The organism is Halorussus halobius (assembly GCF_004765805.1).
Classification (GTDB): domain Archaea; phylum Halobacteriota; class Halobacteria; order Halobacteriales; family Haladaptataceae; genus Halorussus; species Halorussus halobius.
Genome location: NZ_ML219773.1, coordinates 1,069,952 through 1,092,954, shown reverse-complemented (window position 1 = coordinate 1,092,954; position 23,003 = coordinate 1,069,952). Strand labels below are relative to the sequence as shown.

At 70.2% G+C, this 23,003-nt stretch carries 23 protein-coding genes; 13 read left to right on the top strand and 10 right to left on the bottom strand.

All coding sequences use genetic code 11. The features are described 5' to 3' along the window. The first annotated feature begins 29 nt into the window (after positions 1-29). Positions 30-227: a hypothetical protein gene (locus tag EPL03_RS05605; protein ID WP_135828330.1), complete on the top strand. Its 198-nt coding sequence runs from the start codon at positions 30-32 to the stop codon at positions 225-227. Positions 228-236: 9 nt separating this feature from the next. Then, positions 237-1,478, top strand: a complete 1,242-nt coding sequence (locus tag EPL03_RS05600) for a mandelate racemase/muconate lactonizing enzyme family protein (RefSeq protein WP_135828329.1) — start codon at positions 237-239, stop codon at positions 1,476-1,478. Positions 1,479-1,481: 3 nt separating this feature from the next. Here the strand turns inward: EPL03_RS05600 and EPL03_RS05595 are convergent, their stop codons facing one another. Further along, on the bottom strand, positions 1,482-1,820 hold the full coding sequence (locus EPL03_RS05595) for a hypothetical protein (protein WP_135828328.1): 339 nt from the start codon (positions 1,818-1,820) through the stop codon (positions 1,482-1,484). An 85-nt stretch (positions 1,821-1,905) separates the two neighbouring features. Between EPL03_RS05595 and EPL03_RS05590 the strand changes: the two genes are divergently transcribed. Both EPL03_RS05590 and EPL03_RS05585 read left to right on the top strand, forming a co-directional pair. Next, positions 1,906-2,334 (top strand): hypothetical protein, encoded by a 429-nt coding sequence (locus EPL03_RS05590; RefSeq protein ID WP_135828327.1) that lies wholly within the window; start codon positions 1,906-1,908, stop codon positions 2,332-2,334. A gap of 24 nt (positions 2,335-2,358) precedes the next feature. Next, complete coding sequence (locus EPL03_RS05585) at positions 2,359-3,123, top strand: CPBP family intramembrane glutamic endopeptidase (RefSeq protein WP_135828326.1); 765 nt, start codon at positions 2,359-2,361, stop codon at positions 3,121-3,123. Between the two features lie 27 nt (positions 3,124-3,150). On the opposite strand, the gene EPL03_RS05580 is transcribed toward EPL03_RS05585, so the two are convergent. Further along, the gene (locus EPL03_RS05580; protein ID WP_135828325.1) at positions 3,151-3,444 is read right to left on the bottom strand and encodes a hypothetical protein; all 294 of its coding nucleotides are present in this window, start codon (positions 3,442-3,444) and stop codon (positions 3,151-3,153) included. A 42-nt stretch (positions 3,445-3,486) separates the two neighbouring features. Continuing rightward, a complete protein-coding gene (locus EPL03_RS05575; RefSeq protein WP_135828324.1) occupies positions 3,487-4,470 on the bottom strand; it encodes a transcription initiation factor IIB in 984 nt (327 codons plus the stop codon). 130 nt (positions 4,471-4,600) lie between these two features. Here EPL03_RS05575 and tmcA point away from each other — a divergent pair, with 130 nt between their 5' ends. Continuing rightward, positions 4,601-6,898 carry a tRNA(Met) cytidine acetyltransferase TmcA gene (gene tmcA / locus EPL03_RS05570; protein ID WP_135828323.1) on the top strand — a complete coding sequence of 766 codons (2,298 nt, stop codon included), beginning with the start codon at positions 4,601-4,603 and terminating at the stop codon, positions 6,896-6,898. A 989-nt stretch (positions 6,899-7,887) separates the two neighbouring features. Here tmcA and EPL03_RS05565 read toward each other — a convergent pair. After that, a complete protein-coding gene (locus EPL03_RS05565; RefSeq protein WP_135828322.1) occupies positions 7,888-9,618 on the bottom strand; it encodes a glutamate--tRNA ligase in 1,731 nt (576 codons plus the stop codon). A gap of 131 nt (positions 9,619-9,749) precedes the next feature. Here EPL03_RS05565 and EPL03_RS05560 point away from each other — a divergent pair, with 131 nt between their 5' ends. Both EPL03_RS05560 and EPL03_RS05555 read left to right on the top strand, forming a co-directional pair. Beyond that, positions 9,750-11,462 (top strand): bacterio-opsin activator domain-containing protein, encoded by a 1,713-nt coding sequence (locus tag EPL03_RS05560; RefSeq protein WP_135828321.1) that lies wholly within the window; start codon positions 9,750-9,752, stop codon positions 11,460-11,462. 138 nt (positions 11,463-11,600) lie between these two features. After that, on the top strand, positions 11,601-12,002 hold the full coding sequence (locus tag EPL03_RS05555) for a DUF7344 domain-containing protein (protein WP_210424904.1): 402 nt from the start codon (positions 11,601-11,603) through the stop codon (positions 12,000-12,002). Positions 12,003-12,137: 135 nt separating this feature from the next. Here EPL03_RS05555 and idsA3 read toward each other — a convergent pair whose 3' ends face one another. From idsA3 to EPL03_RS19795, 5 genes are all read right to left on the bottom strand, one after another. Continuing rightward, positions 12,138-13,193: a geranylfarnesyl diphosphate synthase gene (gene idsA3, locus EPL03_RS05550; RefSeq protein WP_135828320.1), complete on the bottom strand. Its 1,056-nt coding sequence runs from the start codon at positions 13,191-13,193 to the stop codon at positions 12,138-12,140. 4 nt (positions 13,194-13,197) lie between these two features. Continuing rightward, on the bottom strand, positions 13,198-14,550 hold the full coding sequence (locus tag EPL03_RS05545) for a ribonuclease J (protein WP_135828319.1): 1,353 nt from the start codon (positions 14,548-14,550) through the stop codon (positions 13,198-13,200). A 385-nt stretch (positions 14,551-14,935) separates the two neighbouring features. Continuing rightward, positions 14,936-15,949: an amidohydrolase family protein gene (locus EPL03_RS05540; protein ID WP_135828318.1), complete on the bottom strand. Its 1,014-nt coding sequence runs from the start codon at positions 15,947-15,949 to the stop codon at positions 14,936-14,938. Positions 15,950-16,036: 87 nt separating this feature from the next. Beyond that, positions 16,037-17,278, bottom strand: a complete 1,242-nt coding sequence (locus tag EPL03_RS05535) for an HD domain-containing protein (RefSeq protein WP_135828317.1) — start codon at positions 17,276-17,278, stop codon at positions 16,037-16,039. An 83-nt stretch (positions 17,279-17,361) separates the two neighbouring features. Further along, a complete protein-coding gene (locus EPL03_RS19795; protein ID WP_168216185.1) occupies positions 17,362-17,523 on the bottom strand; it encodes a hypothetical protein in 162 nt (53 codons plus the stop codon). Positions 17,524-18,091: 568 nt separating this feature from the next. Between EPL03_RS19795 and cofD the strand changes: the two genes are divergently transcribed. From cofD to EPL03_RS05510, 5 genes are all read left to right on the top strand, one after another. Further along, the gene (gene cofD / locus EPL03_RS05530) at positions 18,092-19,132 is read left to right on the top strand and encodes a 2-phospho-L-lactate transferase (RefSeq protein WP_135828316.1); all 1,041 of its coding nucleotides are present in this window, start codon (positions 18,092-18,094) and stop codon (positions 19,130-19,132) included. Beyond that, entirely contained in the window at positions 19,132-19,938 is an 807-nt protein-coding gene (locus EPL03_RS05525; protein WP_135828315.1) for a tRNA-dihydrouridine synthase, read from the top strand. The genes cofD and EPL03_RS05525 overlap by 1 nt, the downstream gene beginning before the upstream one ends. Continuing rightward, a complete protein-coding gene (locus tag EPL03_RS05520; protein WP_135828314.1) occupies positions 19,935-20,795 on the top strand; it encodes a triphosphoribosyl-dephospho-CoA synthase in 861 nt (286 codons plus the stop codon). The genes EPL03_RS05525 and EPL03_RS05520 overlap by 4 nt, the downstream gene beginning before the upstream one ends. Then, on the top strand, positions 20,792-21,433 hold the full coding sequence (locus tag EPL03_RS05515; RefSeq protein ID WP_135828313.1) for a DUF447 domain-containing protein: 642 nt from the start codon (positions 20,792-20,794) through the stop codon (positions 21,431-21,433). The genes EPL03_RS05520 and EPL03_RS05515 overlap by 4 nt, the downstream gene beginning before the upstream one ends. 68 nt (positions 21,434-21,501) lie before the next feature. After that, positions 21,502-22,185, top strand: coding sequence for a TVP38/TMEM64 family protein (locus EPL03_RS05510; protein WP_135828312.1), 684 nt, complete (start codon positions 21,502-21,504; stop codon positions 22,183-22,185). A 34-nt stretch (positions 22,186-22,219) separates the two neighbouring features. On the opposite strand, the gene EPL03_RS05505 is transcribed toward EPL03_RS05510, so the two are convergent. Beyond that, entirely contained in the window at positions 22,220-22,654 is a 435-nt protein-coding gene (locus tag EPL03_RS05505; protein WP_135828311.1) for a universal stress protein, read from the bottom strand. A 140-nt stretch (positions 22,655-22,794) separates the two neighbouring features. On the opposite strand from EPL03_RS05505, the gene EPL03_RS05500 reads away from it, so the two are divergent. Beyond that, the gene (locus tag EPL03_RS05500) at positions 22,795-22,968 is read left to right on the top strand and encodes a 30S ribosomal protein S17e (protein WP_135828310.1); all 174 of its coding nucleotides are present in this window, start codon (positions 22,795-22,797) and stop codon (positions 22,966-22,968) included. The last annotated feature ends 35 nt before the right edge of the window (positions 22,969-23,003 follow it).

Sequence of the window (23,003 nt, the reverse complement as noted above, 5' to 3'; positions counted from 1 at the left end):
ACGAGAACGGAAACTGACCACCAGTAGCCATGTCCATCCAAGCACCTCCGGTCAACAAGCGGACGATGCTCGGCGGCCAGTTCTGGTTCGTCGCCGTGGCGGGTGCGCTATCGGTCGAGGGCCTCCCGCTCGCGGTCGCGCTCACGGCCGCTGGCGCGTACCTCGTGCTCGTGCCGGCGGTCGGACCGCGAATCGAAGCCTCCAAGCTTTTACTTGGAGCGGAGTAACAGTTTCGCATGGTCAGGAACTACGCGGAGTTGCACGACCCGAACGCCGAGTACACGATGCGGGACCTCTCGGCGGAGACGATGGGCTGTCGGGCCGAGCGAGCGCCGGGGCCGCGCAACCTCGAGATCACCGACGTCCAGACCACGATGATAGACGGCAACTTTCCGTGGACGCTGGTGCGGGTGTACACCGACGCCGGGGTCGTCGGCACCGGGGAGGCCTACTGGGGCGCGGGCGTCCCCGAGTTGATACAGCGGATGCGACCGTTCCTCGTCGGCGAGAACCCACTCGACATCGACCGACTCTACGAGCACCTGATACAGAAGATGTCGGGCGAGGGCTCCATCGAGGGCGTCACCGTCACCGCCATCTCCGGCATCGAGATCGCGCTCCACGACCTGGCGGGCAAGGTGCTCGACCTCCCGGCCTACCAGTTGCTGGGCGGCAAGTACCGCGACGAGGTCCGGGTGTACTGCGACTGTCACACCGCCGACGAGGCCGACCCCGAGGCCTGCGCCGACGAGGCCGAGCGCGTGGTCGAGGAGTTGGGCTACGACGCACTGAAGTTCGACCTCGACGTGCCCTCGGGCCACGAGAAGGACCGCGCCAACCGCCACCTCCGCAACCCCGAGATAGGACACAAGGTCGACATCGTGGAGGCGGTCACCCAGCGCGTGGGCGACCGCGCGGACGTGGCGTTCGACTGCCACTGGACGTTCTCGGCCGGGAGCGCCCGCAGGCTCGCCGACGCGGTGGAGGAGTACGACGTCTGGTGGCTCGAAGACCCCGTCCCGCCCGAGAACCACGACGTGCAGGCCCGCGTCACCCACGAGACGACCACGCCCATCGCGGCGGGCGAGAACGTCTACCGCAAGCACGGCCAGCGCCGGCTCATCGAGGAGCAGGCCGTCGACGTCGTCGCGCCCGACCTGCCCAAGACCGGCGGGATGCGCGAGACCCGCAAGATAGCCGACATGGCCGACACCTACTACGTGCCGGTGGCGATGCACAACGTCTCCTCGCCGGTCGCCACGATGGCCTCCGCCCACGTCGGCACCGCCATCCCGAACGCGCTGGCGGTCGAGTACCACAGCTACGAACTGGGCTGGTGGGAAGACCTCGTCGAGGAGGACGTCATCGAGGACGGTTCCATCGAGATTCCCGAGAAGCCGGGGCTGGGCGTCACCCTCGACATGGACGTGGTCGAGAAGCGGATGGTCGCCGGCGAGGAACTGTTCGACGAAGCGTAGCGATTAGCGCCGGCGCGCGACCACGGCGCCCGCCGCGAGAACCGCGACGACCCACACGCCGACCACCACCGCGGGCGAGGCCTCGCCGGCGTTCGCGCCGGTGCCGGCCAGCAGGTGGACGCCGGCCGCCACGAGGAACGTCAGCCCGCCGAACCGCCAGACGGCCCCGTTTTCGAGCGTGGGCGTCCGCGCGAGAATCCCGACCGCGACGAGGGCCGACGCGACCGGTCCGGCGACGAGTCCGAGTTCGGTCCGCCCGACCGACGACGCCAGCGGCAAAACGAGGACGGCGAACGCCAGCGAGAGGCCGAACGTCAGGTCCAGCGCGCGGAAACCGTTCATCCGTGTCGGCGTGTGGACGCGGGAACGATTACGTTTTCGACGCGGCATCGCCGGGAATATGTCCTCCGGCACGCAACCGGGTCGCGTGGCAGACGACGCCCCCGACCCCGCCGAACTCGCCCGACGGCACGTCCGCGACGCACACGCCGAGACGGTCGAAGCCGTCCTCGATTGTGCCGACTCGGTGGCCGACTCGTGGGACGGGCCGGCGACCAGCGACCCCGGCGAGGTCGCCGGCCCGCTCCGGGCCGAACTCGACGTTCGGGACGCGTGGGCGCGCTTGCCCGACGTCCTCGCGGGCGCGGTGCGCGCCGCGGGGTTCTCGCTGCCGGCGTCGCCGGTCGCGGCCCCACCGTACGTCGCCGCGACCTCTCGCGGGCCGGTGTTGCGCGCGACCGTCCCCGAGGGACGGCTGGTACTCGTCGTGCGGGCGTTCGCGGTCGAGCGCGACCCGACCCGGTACGTTCGCGGGCCGTGGTCGGCCCGCGAGGCGGTCTGTGCGACATTCAAGTGAGTCGAGTGCGTACTCTCGACCAGTATGGACGGAGTTCAGGAAGACGTCTCACCCGCCGGCTCGCCGGTCCGCGCGCTGCTCGCGGCCAGCGCGCTCGGCGTCGGCGGCTACCTCTTCGCGACCGTGGTGGTCGGCGTCGCCATGGGAGTGCTCGCGTTCGTCGGCATCCAGTTGCTGGAGCGGCCGACGCTGCTCGTCGCGCTCTCGGCCGTGATGGGTCAGGGCGTGGCGTTCGGCGGCTTCGCGCTCGCGTACCTGTCGTACACCGACAGGGGGCTCGGCTTCCTTCGCGCGCGGGTGCCGACCCTCCGGGACCTGGGCTGGGCGGTCGGCGGCACCGTGTTGCTGTTCACCGGCCTCGTCGTCGTCTCGGGGCTGTTGACCGTGCTGGGCATCGAGTCGGGGTCGAACACCATCGAGCAGTTCGGCGAGCAGGACCCGCGGGTCTACCTCCTGCTCGTGCCCTTCTCGTTCCTGTTCATCGGCCCGGGCGAGGAACTGCTGTATCGGGGCGTCGTGCAGGGCCGGCTCCGCGAGTCGTTCGGCCCGTGGGTCGCCATCGTGGTCGCCAGCTTCGTGTTCGCCGCCATCCACGTCTTCTCGGTCACGGGCGGCGGCCGGCTGGCGTATCTGGGCATCCTGTTCGTCCTCTCGCCGGTCCTCGGGGCGTCCTACGAGTGGACCGAGAACCTCGTGGTCCCGTCGCTGATACACGGCGCGTTCAACGCGGTCCAGTTCTACGGCGCGTATCTGGGCGCGACCGGCGGACTCCCGACCGGGATGCTCTGACCGCTCGTCGTTCGCGAGTCGGCCGGGTCACGACCCTTCGGACGTGCCGGTCCACCGCAGGACCCGGAACCGGTCGTAGCCGCCGTAGGCGAGTTCGAGCGCGCCGACCCACCAGTTCCACCGCTCGGGGAGCGCGAGTCCGTCCGGCGCGTCGCGGAGGTTCTCGACCGCGACCGACGCCGTCAACTCGCGGGCCATGTCGGCCTCGAACTGCCCCGAGTCCGAGAGGTCCCGGACCTGTCGCGCGACCACTCGCGCCGCTCCGGCGTCGGCCCCGAACTCCTCGATGAGTCGCCGCTCGAACTCGTCGTCGTTTCCCATTCGGACACTCCCCACGGTCACGTTAGGCCGCCCTACGGGCTCTCAGTTGTAAAGTCCGATGGCCTCGATCTGTTCCTGGTAGCGGTTGCGGATGGTGACTTCGGTGACCTGGGCGACGTCGGCGACCTCGCGCTGGGTCTTTTTCTCGTTACAGAGCAGCGAGGCGGCGTAGATGGCGGCGGCCGCGTACCCCGTCGGCGACTTGCCCGACAGCAATCCCTTCTCGGCGGTGGTTTCGATGATTTCGTTGGCCTTGCTCTGGACCTCCTCGGGGAGGTCGAGTTCCGAGCAAAAGCGGGGCACGTACTTCTTCGGGTCGACCGGCTCCATCCCGAGCTGGAGCTCCTGGGAGACGTAGCGGTAGGTGCGGCCGATTTCCTTGCGCTCGACCCGCGAGACCTCCGAGACCTCCTCTAGACTGCGGGGGATGCCCTCCTTGCGGCAGGCGGCGTACAGCGTGGCGGTCGCGACCCCCTCGATGGACCGGCCCCGGATGAGGTCCTCCTTCAACGCCCGCCGATAGATGACCGACGCCACCTCCTGTACGGACTTTGGGACGCCGAGCGCCGACGACATCCGGTTGAGTTCGCTCAGCGCGAACTGGAGGTTGCGCTCGCCCGCGTCCTTCGTCCGGATGCGCTCTTGCCACTTGCGCAGGCGGTGCATCTGGCTGCGCTTTTCCGACGAGAGCGACCGTCCGTAGGCGTCCTTGTTCTTCCAGTCGATGGTGGTCGTCAGCCCCTTGTCGTGCATCGTCTGGGTGGTCGGCGCACCCACCCGGCTCTTGTTCTGGCGCTCCTGGTGGTTGAACGCCCGCCACTCCGGCCCACGGTCGACGTTGTTCTCCTCGACCACGAGCCCGCAGTCCTCGCACACCAGTTCGCTCCCGCCAGCGTCCGACACGAGCGAGTCGGCCTCGCACTCGGGACAGGTCCGCACGCCCCCCGATTCGGTGCGTTCGGTCCCATCGCGTTCGGTTTCCCCCCGGTCGGCCCCTCGCTCTCGCTGGCGGATCGGCCCGGTCATGAGTTCGACAGTACGAGCGTGCGATAGATAAACCCTCGGAGGGGGACGGCCGCCGCGTCCGGGGACGCCAGTCGCGCCCCACCGGCGCGGATGCACAACGCCCTTGCCCGTCTCGACGCAACCTCCGGACATGACCCTCGCCGAGGTCGCCGCCGCGCTCCGCGAGGAGGCGGCGGCGACCGACCAGCGCCGACTGCTCGCGCTCGCGGGCGACCGGGACGGCTGTTACGAGGCGGCCGCCCGGGCGCTCGACGCGGCCGGAATCGACCGCGGGGCGACCACGCTCGTCGGCACCGGGAACCTCGGATGCGAGCAGGTCGGGCCGCGACGCGCCGACCGACTGCTCGGCACCACCCGCGACTGCGTGGTGTACGACGCCCACGCCGACTTCCGGCCCAACGCGGTGGGTCGGCTCGCCGGCGCGGTCGACGGCGGCGGCCTGTTCGTCGTCCTGACCCCGCCGCTCGAGGAGTTGCCCGGCCGCAGGACCGAGTTCGACGAGTCGCTGGCGGTGCCGCCCGCCGACCTCGCCGACGTGACCGGGCGCTTCCGGCGGCGATTCGCCGAGACGCTGCGAACGCATCCCGGCGTCGCGGTCGTCGACGCCGACGCCGGAGTGGTCGAGCGCGACGGACTGACCCGTCCGGCACCGCGACTCGCTGGCGGGGCTCCGGACGCCACCACGTCCCCACCCGACCGCGGCTTCCCGGACGAGGCGTACGCGGCCTGTCTCACCGACGACCAGCGGGCGGTCGTTCGGGAACTGGAAGCCCTGCGGGGTGGCGACGCGGGCGAGTCCGAACCGACCGCAGTCGTCGTCGACGCCGACCGGGGCAGGGGGAAGTCGAGCGCGGCGGGCATCGCCGCCGGCAGCCTCGCCGCCGAGGGCGCGGACGTGCTGGTGACGGCCCCGGAGTACCGGAGCGCCCGCGAGGTGTTCGTCCGCGCGGCCGCACTGCTGGCGTCGGTCGGATGCGAGTTCGACGCCGACCACGAGCCGCCCCGGACCGTCACCGTCGACGGAGGCGGCCGAGTTCGGTTCGCCGAACCCACCGCAGCGGTCGCGTCGCTCGATAGCGAGGGGCACGCTCCCGACGCGGTCTTCGTGGACGAGGCGGCCGCGCTCCCGGTCCGGTTGCTCGAACGGTTTCTGGCCGCTCGGAAGCTGGCGTTCACCACGACGGTCCACGGCTACGAGGGCGCTGGTCGAGGGTTCTCGGTCCGGTTCCGCGACCGACTCGCCGACGGCGACCACGCGGTCGTCGAGACGCGACTCGACGAGCCGATTCGCTACGCTGCGGGCGACCCCGTGGAGACGTGGGCGTTCCGCGCGCTCTTGCTGGACGCCCGGCCGCCGGTCGCGCAGGTAGTCGCGGACGCGACGCCCGAGTCGGTCGACTACCGCGCGCTCTCGCCCGCCGAACTGGCGGCCGACGAGAGCCTGCTCCGGGAGGCGTTCGGCCTGCTCGTGCTGGCTCACTACCGGACCGAGCCCGACGACCTCGCGCGGGTCCTCGACGCGCCCAACCTCGCGGTCCGGGCGCTGGTGGTCGACGGCGAGTCGTCTGCCCGAGCGGGCCACGTCGCCGCCGTGGCGCTGCTGGCGCGCGAGGGCGACCTGCCCGCCGACGTGCGCGAACACATGTACGAGGGCGGTCGGGTGCGGGGCAACATGCTCCCGGACGTGCTGACCTCCCAGCTCCGCGACGAGGACGCCGGGAGTCCGACGGGGTTACGCGTGCTGCGCATCGCCACCCACCACGCCGTGCGCTCGCGCGGACTCGGGTCGCGCCTGCTCGCGGAGGTTCGCGGGGAGTTCGAAGGCGAGTTCGACTGGCTCGGGACGGGGTTCGGCGCGACGCCCGACCTGCTGCGGTTCTGGCGGTCGAACGGCTATCGCGCGGTGCAGCTCTCGACCACGCGCAACGACGCAAGCGGGGAGTATTCGGCGCTCCTGCTCGACCCCCTGACCGAGGCGGGCGCTGGACTCCACGACCGCCACGCCGAGTGGTTCGGCTCGCGGGTCGCGTCGATGCTGGCCGACCCGCTCCGGGACGCCGACCCCGACGTGGTGCGGGAACTGCTCCGGACGGTCGACGCGCCGGTCGAGTTGGACCTCTCGGCGTGGGACTGGCGGGCGGTCGCGGCGAGCGCGTACGGGCCGGGGCTGTACGACGCCGCGCCACGCCCCTTCCGCCGGGTCGCGCTCCGGTACTTCGTCGACGGGGAGGGACTGCTCGACGCCCGCGCCGAGCGCCTGCTGGTCCGGAAGGCGTTGCAGGGCCACCCCTGGCCCGCGGTGGCCGACGAACTCGGCTTCCACTCGGCGGGCCAGTGCATGCGCGCGCTCGGTGACGCCTACGAACCGCTGGTCGACCGGTACGGCGGCGAGGCGGCGATGGCCGAAAAGCGGCGGTACACCGATTAGCCGCGAGCGCGTCGGGCGGCCGGATGACCGAGTGCGCCGACGACGGCTGTTCGGAGCCCGCGACGGTCCGACTCTACGTCCCGTGGGCGGACGACGAGGAGTGGTGGTGAGGGGTTCGGAGGTTCCGCGATGGCGTGTCGATCGTGCGCGTGCTTCGGGGCGAACTTCGTATTCCGCGATGGTTCAACGGACGATTCCGCGATGGTCGTCCACCCGTTCCGGCGCGCGCTGGCGCGAGTTCATCTCGCGCCAAAGCGTGCGAGGGCCGAGAAGCGCAACGCAGTGAGCATCGCAGGCGGTTGGGGAGGACGAGGCGCGGTCGCGGTCACGGTTGCGGTTGCGGTGCGGGCACTCATTTGCCTCGGCAGTAGCTAGCTTCGCACCGAAGTTCAGTTCGGGGTTCGTGAGGACGAGGACCGAAGTTCGGAGGTGCTTCTTTTCCGAAAGCCCCCGCCCGCTCGCTACGAGACGCCACTATTACTTTTGGAACGTATCGAGACGACGCCCCGAAAGCCCCCGCCCGCTCGCTGTGTATCGTTGGCTCGGTCGGTCGCGTCTTGACTGTCGTGATGAACGACGCCCCGAAAGCCCCCGCCCGCTCGCCGCCGTCGGAAGCGAGTTCCGACGAGCCCTCGTTCGCTTCGCTCACGAGGAGGCCGCTCAGCGACATATCCTCGCGCTCTCCGCACAGCCCGCGCGAGGATAGGGGTCGCTGAGACGACTGAACTGAACGCGAGCGGGCGGCCCCTTTCAGTCCCGCCCTCGGTGGCTGTGTCACCGAGCGCACCCCGGCGGTTCGGTTCCTCGGGCGCGTTCCGGTGGAAGGCGTCACCGAGCACATCCCCTCGTGGTCGGCGTCACCGAGCACATCCCCTCGTGGTCGGCGTCACCGAGCGCACGCTATCGTGGTCAGTCTCGTCGAGCGCATCCACCCGTGGAAGGCGTCACCGAGCGCGCCCGTGTCGAGAATCAGTACGCCGGCACGCAGTCTACTCGTGGGCGAAGTAGACGACCGTCTCGTCGTCGGCCTCCTGACGGTCGACGCGGGCGAAGCCCACGCGCTCGAACTGGACCATCTCGTCGGGGTCGGCCTCGCGGAGTCCCGGTTCGGCGTAGCCCACCACGTCGCCGTCCATGTGGCGCATCTGCGTGAGGGTCGACGAGTCGGCCGGCACCCAGTGGATGACGTCGACGCCCTCCTCGCGGACCGCCGCGATGTCGTCGCCCGCGTAGTCGAGTTCGTCGCCGTCCCTGCGGAAACACCCGAAGCCTTTGAGCCAGACGCGCTCGCCGTCCGCGGGCACGTCGGCTTCCTCGATGCTGACCCGATTACCGGGGTCGATGTCCCGAGTGCCCCGCTCGTCGTGGTCGGGGTGGACGGGCGGGTGGGCGGCGTCGGGCGCGTCTCCCGTGACCGTGAACTCCGCGCTGGGCTGGCGCACGAAGAAGTAGCGGTCCGCGTCGTCGTCTATCAGTTCGCGGTTGTTGGCGTACACCGAACTCATGGCGAGGTCGACGTTGCTGGTCGAGGTCCCGAGTTCGACCATGGCGTCCACGAGCGCCTCGCCCCGAATCCCCCGGCGGCGGACGCTCGGAATCGTGGGGGCGCGCGGGTCGTCCCAGCCGTCCAGTTCGCCCGACTCGATGAGTTCCCGGATGGTCGAGGTCGACATCTTCACGTCGTACTCGTCGACCTGCACGTGGCCCCAGTGGACCACTTCGGGGTACTCCCAGCCGAAGTAGTCGTAGACGAACTGCTGGCGCTTCGCGGAGTCCTGCAGGTCGATGCCCCGGATGATGTGAGTCACGCCGGTCAGGTGGTCGTCGACGCCCGACTGGAAGTCGAGCATGGGCCAACATCGGAACTGTTCGGCCGCCTCGCGGGGGTGTGGCGTGTCGATGATGCGGAACGCCACCCAGTCCCGGAGCGCCGGGTTCTTGTGTTCGATGTCGGTCTTGACCCGTAGGACTATCTCGCCCGACTCGTACTCGCCGTCGACCATGGCCTCGAACTCCGCCATCGTGGTCTCGGGGTCCTTCTCGCGGTGCGGGCACGCCTCGGCCGAGTTCTTCAGCTCCGAGAACGCCTCGCCCGAACACGAGCAGGTGTAGGCCCCGCCTTTCTCGATGAGGTCCCGAGCGTGGTCGTAGTAGGTTTCGAGCCGGTCGCTGGCCCGGTACACTTCGGCGGGCTCGAACCCCAGATATTCGACCTCGTCCAGAATCTCGTCGTACGCCCACGGGATGGGCCGGCCCACGCCGGCCTCGGGGTTGGTGTCGTCGAACCGGACGACGAACTCGCCGTCGTACTCCTCGGCGTAGGTGCCGATGACCGCCGGCATCCGGGCGTGGCCGATGTGCCACGGCCCGTTGGGGTTCGGGGCGAGCCGCATCCGTATCTCGTCGTACTCGTCGACCGCGGGCAGGTCGGGCAGGACCGTGTCGTCGCCCTCGTCTTCTCGCTCCAGTGCTTCGAGCCGGTCGGGCGCAAGGTCGGCCAGACGCTCGCGGCGCTCGTCGGCGCTCAGACCGTTGACCTCCGCGACGACCGGGCCGGCGACGCTCGGAATCTCGTCGCCGTGCTCGCGGAACTCGGGGTTCTCGCCCATCAGCGGTCCCATGATAGCGCCCACGTCGGCCTCGCTGCCGTGCTTGACTGCGTTGACGAGGGCGTGGGTCTCGACCTCGCGCTCGACGCGCGCTCGCAGTTCGTCGTTCATTGGCGACCGATTCGAGCGTCCCGGGGAAAACTGGACCGGATTCGAACCGAGTCCGGGGTCTCGCCGCGCGGAGACGTATCACAGTTGACCAATACACTTTCCTTTCCGGGCGTGTATCGCGCATTTAGAACGTGACCTCGGAGCAGCCGACCCCGGTGCGACCGACGGCCGAGTCCGACCGCGACGGCTCGACCCGGAACGCCGGGACGGCCGCCGACGCGCGGGTCGTCGAGCCGCCCGAGTCCGCGATTCGAGTCCTCTACGTCGACGACGCCGACCCGCCGTCGACGCTGTCGGCGGCCGACGACGTGGCGGTGTCGGCCGTCCCCACCGGCGGGGTCGCGCTCGACCGGCTCGCGTCGCCCCGGACCGTCGACTGCGTCGTCAGCGAACACGACCTGCCCGAGACCGACGGGCTGGACCTGCTCGAAGTCGTCCGGGAGCGCCACCCCGGCCTCCCGTTCGTGCTCTACACCGACTCCGGCAGCGAGGCGCTCGCGAGCGAGGCCGTCGGTCGGGGCGTCACCGACTACCTGCCCAAGTCGGTCGGCGGCGAACGCCTCCGCGAGCGCGTCGACCGGGCGGTCGCGGCCGCCCCAGCCCCCGCGACGGGCGTCGTCGTCGAGCGGGAACCCGCCGCGCGGGCCGACGAACTCGACCGCCTGAGTCGCGTCAACGACCTCGTCCACGACGTCCTCCAGTCGCTGGTGGGGTCGGCGAGCCGCGAGGAGATAGAACGCGTCGTCTGCGAGCGACTGGCCGACTCGGCGCTGTATCAGTTCGCGTGGGTCGGCGGTCCGTGGGTCAAAGACGAGTGCACCGACCCCAGCGTGGTCGAGGGCGTCGACCGCGACGAGATAGCGCCCCTCGTGGCGGCGACGAGCACCCGGGCCGACGAGGACAACTCCTTGGCCCGGGTCGTGAGCGAGGACGAGTCGGTGGTGGTCTCGGACGTGGCCGAGACGGACGTCCTCTCGGAGCGCGAGCGCGAGATCATGCTCGACCTCGGGATGGCGGCGGCGGCGCTGGTCCCGCTGTCGCACGGCTCCACGAACGACGGCGTGCTGGGCGTAAGCGGCGGATGCAGCGGGGCGTTCGGCGACCGGGAACTGACCGCGCTGGAGACGCTGGGCGAGCTCGTCTCGTTCGCCATCGACGCGGTCCGGAACCGGAACCTGTTGCTGTCGGACACCGCGGTCGAACTGGAGTTCCGGGTCGACAGCCAGCGGTCGGCGTTCGCCAGTCTCTCCGCGGAACTCGACGCCCGGTTCGAGCTGGAGGGCGTCGTTCCCGTCTCCGACGACCGGGTCCTCGAGTACGTCGCGGTCGAGGGCGCGTCGGCCGGGACCGTCGCCCGTCGGCTCGGCGAGCTGGGCGCGACCGACGACCGCCGGGTCGTGACCGACGAGGGCGACGGCGGGCTGCTCGAACTCGACCTGACGTGGTCGGGCGTCGACCGGCTTCTGACGGCCGGCGCGGTGGTCACGGGGGCCGTGGCGGAGGGCGGCACGGCCCGGTACGTCGCGGAGGCGTCGGCGGACGCGGACGTCCGGTCGATAGTCGACGGGTTCCGGACGACCTACCCCGACGCCGAGCTCGCGAGCAAGCAGGAGGTCGACCGGCCGGTGTACACCGCCGCGGAGTTCCGGGGGACGCTCGACCGGGACCTGACCGACAAACAGCGGACCGCACTTCAGACCGCCTACTTCGCGGGGTACTACGAGTACCCCCGCGGGAGCACCGGCGAGCAGGTGGCCGACTCGCTGGGCATCTCCTCGCCGACGCTCCACCAGCACCTCCAGGCCGCACAGCGCAAGCTCGTCGGGACGTATCTCGACCCCTGAGTCGGCCGGCGCGTCCGCCCCGGGACCGTCCAGACCCCTATCGTTCGGCATCTGACACTCTCTCCCCGGCGTACCTAACTGTTGAGGCATGGGTTTGTTGTCCCCGCTGGCGGAACCTGGTGGTGGAGGTCACCCGCGATGAGCAACGATTCAGTCAGGTCGGGCCGAGAGAGCGACCACGCCCTCCGAAGCGGTCGCGCGGTCAGAACGCCCTCGTTCGACACGGTGTTCGACCTGCTGGCGGACCGCCGTCGCCGCTACGCGATGTACGCGCTCGTCGGCACGGAGGACGGACTCACCGACGTCGGCAGCCTCGCCGACGAGGTGGCGATGCTGGAGGCCCGGGCGGGCGAGTCGGAACTCGCCGAGTCGCTCCGCCGCGAGGTCGCGGACGGGCTCCGCGAGGTCCATCTGCCCCGACTCGCCGACGCCGACGTCGTGGAGTACGACGCTCGTAGCGACGCCGTCCGCTACTGGCGACAGCCGACGATAGAAGAGTATCTCGAACACACCCACTACAAGGAGTTCCCGGACGAGTAGTTTCTCCCCCACAGGACGAGTAGTTCCGCCCCGCCGGCGCTTGTCACCCGCGGGCGGCCGACATCGATTTCTCTCACGCTGCTGTCGAGCGATTCGTCCGTCGCCGAGAACGAGCGCCGGGGACGACCGTCCCGGTCAGTACCCGCGTTCGATGAGGTAGTCGGCGATGCCCTCGAGCAGTTCGCGGGCCTCGTTGTCCGGGAGGACCGAGAGCCGGTCCTTGCCCGTCGAGACGAGCTGTTGGGCCCTGTCGGTCGCGTAGTCGATGCTCCCGGCGTCTTCGAGCCGGGCGACCGCCTCGTCGATCTCCGCCTCGGTGACGGCGTCGACGTCGTCGGTCTCGACCAGCGAGTCCACGTCGACGCCCTGCTCGCGGGCGTGGAGCGTGATGAGGGTCTGTTTGTCCTCCACGAGGTCGCTGCCCCGCTGTTTGCCCAGCTTCTCGCTTGGCACCGTCAGGTCGAGCACGTCGTCCTGAATCTGGAACGCCCGGCCCACGTCGATGCCGTACCGGTAGAGCTCGTCGACCGTCCGGTCGTCGGCACCCAGCAGGATGGCCGGGATGGTCGCCGAGGCACCGTAGAGGACCGCGGTCTTGTCCTCGACCATCTGGAGGTACTCCGCGGGCAACACGTCGGTCCGGTCCTCGAACGCGATGTCGAGGGCCTGCCCCTCGCAGATGTTGGTGCAGGTCGTCGCCAGCACGTCGGTCGCCTCCACGATGCGCTCGGGGGCGGCCTCGGCCTCCACGAGTATCTCGAACGCCTTGGAGTAGAGCGTGTCGCCCGCCAGAATCGCGGTCGAGGTGTCGTACTCGCGGTGGACCGCCGGCACGCCCCGCCGGAGGTCGTCGTCGTCCATGATGTCGTCGTGGATGAGCGTGAACGACTGGATGACCTCGATGGAGACGGCCGCCGACATCACGTCGACCGTTCCCCCCGTCAACGCGGGAAAGTCGCGGTAGTCGGCCGCCTCGGGGTCGATATCGGCGAGCGCCTCGGCGACGAGCAACAGGACGGTCGGTCGCAGGCGCTTGCCCCCCGCGTCGAGCAGGTAGCGGGCGGCCTCGTAGAGGCGCTCGGGCTCCTCGACGGGGAGGTCGGTCTCGATGGCCTCGTTGACGAGTTCGCGTCGCTGTTCGACCGCGCCCATCACCTGCGCTTCCAGCGTCCCGGCGCTCGCGTCCGTCATGTTCTCACTCGACCAGTTGGATGAGGTTGCCGTTGCTGGTGACGTGGAGGTCCCGGCCCAGCTTGTACCCTTGACTCTTGCAGAGGTCCACGTACGGCGAGAAGCCCTTCATGTCCTGGTGGGCGGGGATGACGTGCTGGGGCTGGAGCGCGTCGAGCATCTCGTAGTGGCCCTCCTCGCGGAGGTGGCCCGAGACGTGGACGTCGTCGTAGATGCGCGCGCCCTGCATCTTGAGGAGGCGCTCGGACTGGTAGCGCTGGCCCTCGTTGGTCGGCTCCGGAATCACGCGGGCCGAGAAGATGACCTTGTCGCCGTTGTCGAGGTCGTAGGGCGTCTCGCCCCGGCCCATGCGGGTGAGCATCGCGCGGGGCTCGCCCTGATGGCCCGTGACGATGGGGAGGTAGTTCTCCTTGCCCTCCTTCATTATCTGCTTGAACGTGCGGTCGACCGACTTGCGGTGGCCGAACATCCCCATGTCCTCGGGGAAGTCCACGAAGTCGAGTCGCTCGGCGGTGCCCGAGTACTTCTCCATCGACCGGCCCAGCAGGACGGGTTCGCGCCCGATGTCCTTGGCGAACTCCACGAGGCTCTTGACGCGGGCGATGTGGCTGGAGAAGGTGGTCGCCACGATGCCGCCGTCGTAGTCCTCGACCGAGTGCATCACGTCTTCGAGGTGGCGGCGCGCCACCGACTCGCTCGGCGTGCGGCCCTTCCGGCCCGCGTTGGTGCAGTCCTCGATGTACGCCAGCACGCCCTCGCCCTCGCGGCCGATCTCGCGGAACCGCTTCATGTCGATGGGGTCGCCGATGACCGGCGTGTGGTCCATCCGCTTGTCGAGGCCGTAGACGATGGCCCCTTCCGGCGTGTGGAGAACGGGGTTGATGGCGTCGATGATGGAGTGGGTCACGTTGACGAACTCCAACTCGACCTGTCCGGAGTCGCCGATGGACATCGTCTCGCCCGCGTCCATCTTCACGAGGTCGTTCTCGACGCCGAACTTCTCCTCGCTCTGAATCTCCTGTTTCACCAGTTCGATGGTGAACGGCGCGGAGACTATCGGCGCGTCGTACCGATGGGCCAGCTTCGAGATGGCCCCGATGTGGTCGAGGTGACCGTGGGTCGGCACGATGGCCTGCACGTCGCCTTCGAGCTCCGACATCACGCGGTCGTCCGGGATGGCCCCCATGTCGATGAGGTCCAGACTGTGCAGCTTCTCTGTCTCGACGTTGTCGTGGAGCAACACCTTCGACAGGTTCAGCCCCATGTCGAAGATGACCACGTCGTCGCCTGCGCGCACGGCAGTACACTGCCGTCCGACTTCCTCGTATCCGCCGATTGTTGCGATTTCGATTTCCATAGTTTCACCGTATGTACGCAAAGCCGCGTCGCGTTCCCTGACGGAGCCACGCCGTGCCGCGGCGGCAACGCGGGACTGCCCGTCGGGGCAGCGCCACGCGGCGTCCGTACGCACGTAAACCTGCTCGCGGCGTCGCGGCCCCCGCCCGGCGTCTTGCAGCCGTGGAGGGACCCCGCGGCGGCCGAAGCCACGTCCCGCGAGCGAACGGTCTATGCTTGGGTTACGCGTCCCGGTAATAAAAACTGCCGGGATTGGGCGCGGCCCACCGACGTCCCGGGATTCGAGTTGGTACGGCGCGAACGAAAGCGGAAACAACCGGCCACCGATGCGAGCGTCGGGCCGAGCGACTCGCGCGAGTCGACCTCCGGTCGGTCGTCGGGGTCGCCTACAGGACCACGTCCGCGACGTCGCCGGCTCCGGCCCGCCGGACCACCGCGCGGACCACATCCTGCGCGCCCGCGAGGTTGTCCGAATCGCCGTCGAGCACGAGGAGCTTCCCCGGGCGTCCCTCCTCGATGACTCCGCAGTCGAGCCCGGCGATTTTCGCGCCGTTGTGCGTCGCCATCCGGAGCACCTCGCGGGCGCTCACGTCGGCGAGTTTGGCCGCGAACTCCATCTCCCGGAACATCGAGGGGCTGTCGAGCATCACGTTGTCGGTGCCCAGCGCGACCGTGGTGCGCTCGACCAGCTCCGCGATGGGCGGGACCCCGACGTCGGTGACGAGGTTCGAGCGGGGACACACCACCACCGGGACACCGCTGTCTTCGACGCGGTCGAGGTGGAGCGGTTCGGCGTGGACCATGTGGACCAGAAAGTCGGGGTCGAGGTCGAGCGCGGGGTTGACGTCGGCGGCGTCGCGCTCGCCCGCGTGGATGCCGAACAGTTTGCCCTCGCGGGCGGTGGCGGTGCGCTCGCGCGAGAAGTCGGCGTCGCGCGCGCCGCTCGCGCCGAACCCCTCGCTGGCCGCCATGGCGTCGACGGTCTCGCGCCCCAGTATCACGGGGTCGATATCCAGCCCCTCGACCGCCTCCCGGAGCGCGTACACGCCCTCGACGCCGCCCTCCCGGAATTCGAGGAACGATGCGGTGCCGGTCCGCTGCATGAACCGGGCCGACCGGCGCATGGCCTCGACCTTCTCCTCGCGGTCGGCCTGCCGGAGCAGCCGATGTTTGAGGCCGTCGGGCGGCGCGACGAGTTCGTCGAGGCTCAGCCCGCCGCCGGCCTCCTTGGCGATCGAGTCGCCGATGTGGGTGTGGGCGTTGACGAACGCCGGCACCACGACCTTCGAGGAGTCGACCGACGCCTCCTCGACTGCGGTTATCTCCCCGTCTTCGACCACGACGCGGCCCGCTACCGGTTCGAACTCGGGGCCTCGGAGTACGGTCCCCTCGACAATCATGTGTTCGGGATGCGCCGGAACGCCCTTGAAGCTCCCCATTCGTTCGTCCGCCGAGCGTCCGACACCGGGCGGAGTCGGCCGTCGAACTCAGTTATCCGGCGGCGACCCGAACTCGTCGAGCGTCGTGGGCGTCCCCGGCGTCCGGACCTCGTTGACGAGCGCGCCGTCGGTCTCGAGTCCGAGCACGCGCTCGGCGGCGTGGCCCACCGCGTCGGTGGCCTCGCGGGGCGCGTAGACGCCGAGCCGCCACTGGGCGCGCTGGACGTGCTGGAGCGCGGCCACCAGCGCCGACTGCTCCTCGAGCCGCCGTATCTCGCCGTTGACCACGACCCGCGACTCGGACTCGGTCATGCCGGGACGGGCCATCACCTCGACGATGACCTCGCTGGGGTCGACGCCGGCGTCGGCCGCGACGTCGGCCTCGAACTCCCGGAGCGTCGCGTGGTCGGCGTCGATGACCGCCTCGGGCACGTCGCCCATCTCGGCCCACACCGCCCGCTTGTAGAGGTCGCGGTCGCTCAGCCGCCGGGCGAACTCGGCGGTCTCGGGCGTCTCGCGCAGCGCCACGAGGAGGTCGGCGTCGTCCATCCGGCGGAGCCGCTCGGGGGTCACGTCCGAGGCCTCCAGCAGGCGCTCGGTGGCCTGCTGGAGGATGCCCCGCGCGATGCGGGTGACGTGGTGGTTGTAGACGGTCGGGTTCATCAGCGCGCGCGCCAGCAGCAGGCTCTCGGCGGTCGGGACGTTGCCCGCCGCCAGCACGAGTTCGTCGTCGACCAGCGTCAGCTCCCGGACCAGTCGGGCGTGGTCGATGGTGCCGTACGGGACGCCGGTGTGGTGGGCGTCGCGCACGAGGTAGTCCATCCGGTCGACGTCGAGCTCGCCCGCGACGAGCTGGCCCAGTCGTCCCTCGCCAGCGATGAGGTCCGCGATGGCGTCCGGCGCGTGGCCGTGGTCGCGGAGCACCTCCCCCACCTTGTTGTCGGCGAGGAGCTCGTGGACGTCGTCGTGGTACTTGCCGGTGTGACGGTGGACGACCTCCTCGATGGCGTGGCTGTACGGGCAGTGGCCGACGTCGTGGAGGATGGCGGCGGCCCGGACCCGCTCGGCGCGCTTGCCCTGAATCCCGAGGTGGTCGAGCGCCTCGCACGCGAGGTAGTAGACCCCGAGGCTGTGCTCGAACCGGGTGTGGTTCGCGGAGGGGTAGACGAGGTGGGCGGGCCCGAGCTGCTTGATGCGGCGGAGCCGCTGGACCGCGGGCGCGTCCAGCAGTTCCCGAGCCACGCCCTCGACCTCGATGTGGTCGTGGACGCTGTCCTTGATGGTCTTCATATTCCGCGTTTCGCCGTCTTGGTATAAAAAGCGCGGGGAGGAGATCGGTCGAACGACGGTGAGAGTACTCGGAACGACTCGATTTACACCTCGTAGATGTACTCGTCGATAGCCCAGTCGGCGAGGAACAGCCCGGAGACGAAGACGACCGAGAGAACCGCCCCGCCGAGCGTGCCGAACTCCATCCAGCCGACGACGAATCCGACGCTCACGACGAATCCGGCGACGACGATTCGCCAGTCCATACCCCCCGTAGCGTGGACGAGGTGATAAGTTCACGTGCCGGCTGCGTTACGGCGGCGAAACGGACCCTTCGATTGCGTCAACGAGTGGCTCCAAAATCTAGATTCACTTCGCCACGGTCCCCGCCGTTTTCGTTGACTCCTGCTTTTGAGGTTGTCCCACTCCGGCGCGCGCGAGCAACGCGCGCGAGGGACGAACGACCGAGCGCAGCGAGGGAGTGAGGAGGCTGGGGAGGTGTGAGGTTTCGATTTCTCATTTGCCTCGGCAGTAGCTAGTTTAAATGAACCCAGAATAACGGTCGACTGAATCGTGAAGCTAGCTACTGCCGAGGCAAATGAGAAACCGCAACCGCACTGCACGGCAACGCAACCTCACACCTCCCCAGCCTCCTGCGCTTCTCGGCCTTCGGCCTGCGATGCTCGTCCCTCGCGCGAATGCTGGCGCGGCATGAAGCCGCGCCAACGCGCGCCGGGTGGAAGGTTGCGCCAGCTCACGTGTACGCAACGACAATCACCTACGCATCCACCGAACAGCACAACCATTTACCCCTCCGAACACGCACGTCCGGGTATGACGACGTTCCTCTCCGGGGGCACCGGCACCCCGAAACTCCTCGCGGGAGCCGACTCCGTCTTCGACTCGGCCGAGACCACCGTGGTCGCCAACACCGGCGACGACGTGGAACTGGGCGGTCTGCTCGTCTGCCCGGACGTCGACACCGTGCTGTTCGAGCAGGGCGACCTGCTCGACCGCGAGCGGTGGTGGGGCATCGCCGACGACACGACCGAGACCCACGACGAGTTGCGCGCGCTCGCCGACGCCGCCGACCTCGACGCGGGGCCGCGATACCTGCCCGACGAGGCCCAGACCGCCGGCCGCGACCTCGCGGACTGGCGGCGGTTCTCGGGGGTCGGGGAGTTCATGGAGATCGGCGACCGCGACCGGGCGGTCCACCTCACGCGGACGAGTCTGCTCGACGAGGGCCACAGCCTCACCGAGGTCACGCGCACGCTCGCGGGCGCGCTCGACGCGCCCGTTGACGTGGTGCCGATGAGCGACGACCCGGTGGCGAGCATCGTCCGCACCGACGCCCAATCCGACTACGCCGACGAGATGCACTTCCAGGAGTTCTGGGTCGCCCACCGCGCCGACCCCGCAGTCGCGGACGTGGATTTCAGGGGCGCGGACGCGGCCGACCCCTCGCCAGCCGCGCTCGACGCCATCGCGGCGGGGCCAGTCGTAATCGGGCCCTCGAACCCCGTCACCAGCATCGGGCCGATGGTCGCCATCGACGCCCTGCGCGAGGCGCTCCGCGACGCCACCGTGGTCGCGGTCTCGCCGTTCGTCGAGGACGAGGTGTTCTCCGGCCCGGCCGCGAAACTGATGGACGCAGTGGGCTACGACCCCTCGACGCGGGGCGTCGCGGCGGCCTACCCCTTCGCCGACGCGTTCGTGCTGGACGAGGCCGACGGCACCGACCTCGACCGCCCCGTCGTTCGGACCGACACCGAGATGGCCGACGAACGCGACGCCGAGTGCGTGGCGGAAGCGGTCGCCGACGCGCTCGAACTGGTCGGGCGAGCGCCGGAGCCGACCGGGGAGGTGGCGTGATGTTCGAACCCAGACTCGCGCTCGCCAGCCTCAGCGGCCGGTCGGACGCCGCGTGGGCCGAAACCGGCGAGCGATTCGCGGGCGCGGCGTTGCTCGGCGGCGTCGCGCTCGACGAACCCACTCGCGAGGCCGCCCGGAAGATGGTCGACCGGGACCGCGTGGAGTTCCTGCCCGACGACCCGGTCGCGTTCGCGGACCGCCAACTCGCGGCGCTCGCCGACGCCGACCTCCGGGCGGGCGTCAACGTCCGGTCAGCATCGCTGCCGCCGATTCGGGCGGTCGCGCGAATCTGTGCCGACCGCGACGCCGTCCTCGAACTCAACGCCCACTGCCGGCAGGCGGAGATGTGCGCGGCCGGCGCGGGCGAGTCCCTGCTCGGGAACCCCGACCGACTCGCCGAGCAGGTCGCGGCCGCAACCGGCGAAGGGGCCGACGTGAGCGTCAAGGTCCGCGCCGAGGTGCCGGGCGTCGACCTCGCCAAGGTCGCCCGCGTCGTCGCCGACGCCGGAGCCGACGCGGTCCACGTCGACGCGATGGACTCCGAGTCGGTCGTCGCCGACGTGGCCGACGCGGCCGACCTGTTCGTCGTCGCCAACAACGAGGTGCGCGACGAGGCGTCGGTCCGCGAGTATCTGGCCTACGGCGCGGACGCGGTGAGCGTCGGCCGGCCGAGCGACGACCCGGCGGTCCTCCGGCGGGTCCGGAGTGCGGTCGACGGCTGGTTCGCCGAGCGCGGCCGGGACGGTGTGGCCGGGAACGGGCGGGCCGACCGTGGCGAGCGCGAGCGGCGGGAGGTGCCGCGATGACGCCCGCCGAGAACGCCCAGCTCGCGCTCCTGCTGGAGGTGGCGGGCACGCCCAAGCCGGGGAACGTCGACCGCGAGCGCGACTTCCCGGACCTGCGATTCGAGCACTTCCTCGCGGGCGCGGTCGGGTCGGGGTCGGGTCTGCGCGCGGCCGAGGATGGCGCGCCCGTGGGCGAGGCGTTCGAGCGCGCTGTCGCCGGGATGAGTCGCCAACGGGGCGGCAACACCCAGTTCGGCGCGCTCCTGTTGCTCGTCCCGCTAGTCCGGGCAGCGGCCTCCGGCGGGGAAAGCGGCTCCGGCGACCTCTCGCCCGAGGACGCGACGCGGGTCGTCGAGGCGACGACGACCGAGGACGCCGCGAACTTCTACCGGGCGTTCGACCACGCCGACGTGTTCGTCGACGACCCGCCCGAGGACGCCCAGACCCTCGACGTCCGCCGTGGGAGCGACGCGATTCCGGCGGTCGAGGAGCGCGACGCGACGCTGTCCGACGTGCTGGCGCTCGGCGACGACGACGATGACGTGGCCGCCGAGTGGACCGGCGGCTTCGAGCGCACCTTCCGGGCGGCCGACCGGCTCGCCGACCTGCCCGACTCGGTTCCGGCCTCGGCGAAGGCCGCGCAGGTGTACCTCGAACTGCTCGCCCGCGAACCCGACACGCTGGTCGCGAAACAGCACGGCACGAAGACCGCCGAGAGCGTGCGCGTCCGGGCCCAGGAGGCGCTCGAAGGCGGTCCCGAGGTGGTCGCGGCGTTCGCGGAGTCGCTGGTCGCCGACGGCGTCAACCCCGGCACGACCGCCGACCTCACGGCGGCCGGCCTGTTCGTCGCCCTCGAACGCGGGGAGGTGACGGTGTGAGCGACCGGGAAGACGGCGGGTCCGGCCCCGAGTCCGAGGACGCCGGCTGGCCGGTCGCGTTCCGGGGCGTCACCGAGTCGGTCGTGACGACGCTCAGCCCGAACGACCTGTGGAACGTCGCCGCGCTGGGCCTCCATCCGCCCGAATCGCCGGACTCGCCGGACGAACCCGGCGAGTCCGCCGCCGTCACCGCGCGGACGTGGGGCAACACCCGAACCCGACGCAACTTCCACCGGCGGGGCGGCGGCTACGTCCAGTTCACCCGCGACCCCGTGGACTTCGCGGACGCCGCGCTCTCGATTTACGAAATCGAGGAGCCGGTACTCGCGAGCGCCGACGCGTGGGCCGAAGTAGCCGCCGAGCGGGTCGACGCGGGCGAGTCCGGCGGCACCGAGTGGGAGGAGTGGGAGCTTCGACCCCGCGAGGCGGCCGTCGAGTGCGAGACCGTCCCGACCGTCTCGCGGGGGTTCAACGCGGTCGTGGAGGCCACGGTCGCGGCCTCGCGGCTCGGGGTCGACGCCTACGACCAGTCGACCTTGCGGGACCGACTGGCGTACTTCGAGGCGGTCGGGCGGACGTGTGGCGACCGCCGGGTCGAGCGGGCGTTCGACCGGCTCCGGAGCCACCTCGACGAGTGAGCCCGAACCGCTCGGGAAGCGGAATACTTTCGTCGGCGGCTCCGAAACGAACCCGTTGAGTCCCGACAGTGAACGTCTTCGAGTCCCCGGCGGCACGGCGACGGGTCGGTCTCGCGGTGGTCGCCGTCCTCGCGGGGTTCGCGGCGCTCGTGGCGCTCGTGCGGACCTACGCCCCGTTTCTCACGAACGCGGCCGCGCTCCGCGAGTTCGTCGCCGGCTTCGGCGCGCTGGCTCCGGTCACGTTCGTCGCGCTCCAGGCCCTCCAGGTCGTGGTCGCACCGATTCCCGGGCAGGTGACCGGCCTCGTGAGCGGCTACCTGTTCGGCAGCGTCTGGGGGTCGGTGTACAGCCTCGTCGGTCTCGCCATCGGGAGCTTCGTCGCGTTCTGGCTGTCGCGGCGGTACGGCCGGCCGTTCGTCGAGACCGTCATCAGCGACGACGCGCTGGCGAGGTTCGACGAGTTCGTCGCGGGCGCGGGGCTCGGCGGCCTCTTCGTCGTGTTCCTCGTCCCGGGCCTCCCGGACGACGCCGTCTGCTTCGTCGCGGGACTGACCGACGTCGACCTGTGGAAGCTCGTGGTCCTCGCACTCGTCGGGCGCGCCCCGGCCTACGTCGTCGTGAACGTGTCCGGCGCGAGTTTCGCCGACGAGAACGTCCTCGCGGCCGTGATACTGCTCGTCGTGCTGGCGGTGTCGTCCATCTGGGGGCTCGTGAACCGCGACCGGATACTGTCGCTGCTCGACGGTCGGTGACCGCCGCGTCGGGACGCCGAGCGGGCGACGCGCCCTACGAGTCGCCTGTCGGCACCGTCAGCACCGGGACGTCGCTCGTCCGGACGACCCGCTCGGTCACGCTCCCGAGCAGGGCGTGGTCGAGTCCGGTTCGGCCGTGCGTTCCCATCACGACGAGGTCGACGTCGCGGTCGTCGGCGTACGCGACGATGGCCTCGTGGGGGACGCCGTGGCGGACCGCGCTCACCGCCGGGACGTCGGCCCGGTCGGCCCGGTCGAGTATCGGGGCGGTCGGGTCGGCGTCCGACTCGTCGACGAGGTCCGCGACCGCCTCGTCGTCCATGTCGGCGCTGACCGGACTCATCCGAACGTCGGCGACGTACAGGACGTGAACCGTCGCGTCGTACGTCGCCGCGAGGTCGAGCGCGTTCGCCGTGGCGGCGGCCGCGCCGTCGCTGCCGTCTGTCGGAACGAGGATGGTGTCGTACATCGGGTGAACACTCACTGGGCGTGAACCGAACGCACGGGCGAGCTACGGGGTCGGTCCCATAGGAGTTGTCGATTCGACGCCGCGGGCCCCGACCGCCCGAGACCGCAACGCACTTGGTTTCCCGGCGTCGACTGTTCGGCATGCCGATCAAACCCGACTACGTCAAGAAGACGGGCACCATCCTGCTCGACCGCTACCCCGAAGCGTTCACGGCCGACTTCGACCAGAACAAAGAGAGCGTCACGAAGCTCACCAACATCGAGTCGAAGGGCGTCCGCAACCAGATCGCGGGCTACGTCACGCGCAAGCAGTAGCGTCTTTCTGCGATTCGTACCGGCGCTCTCCGAGC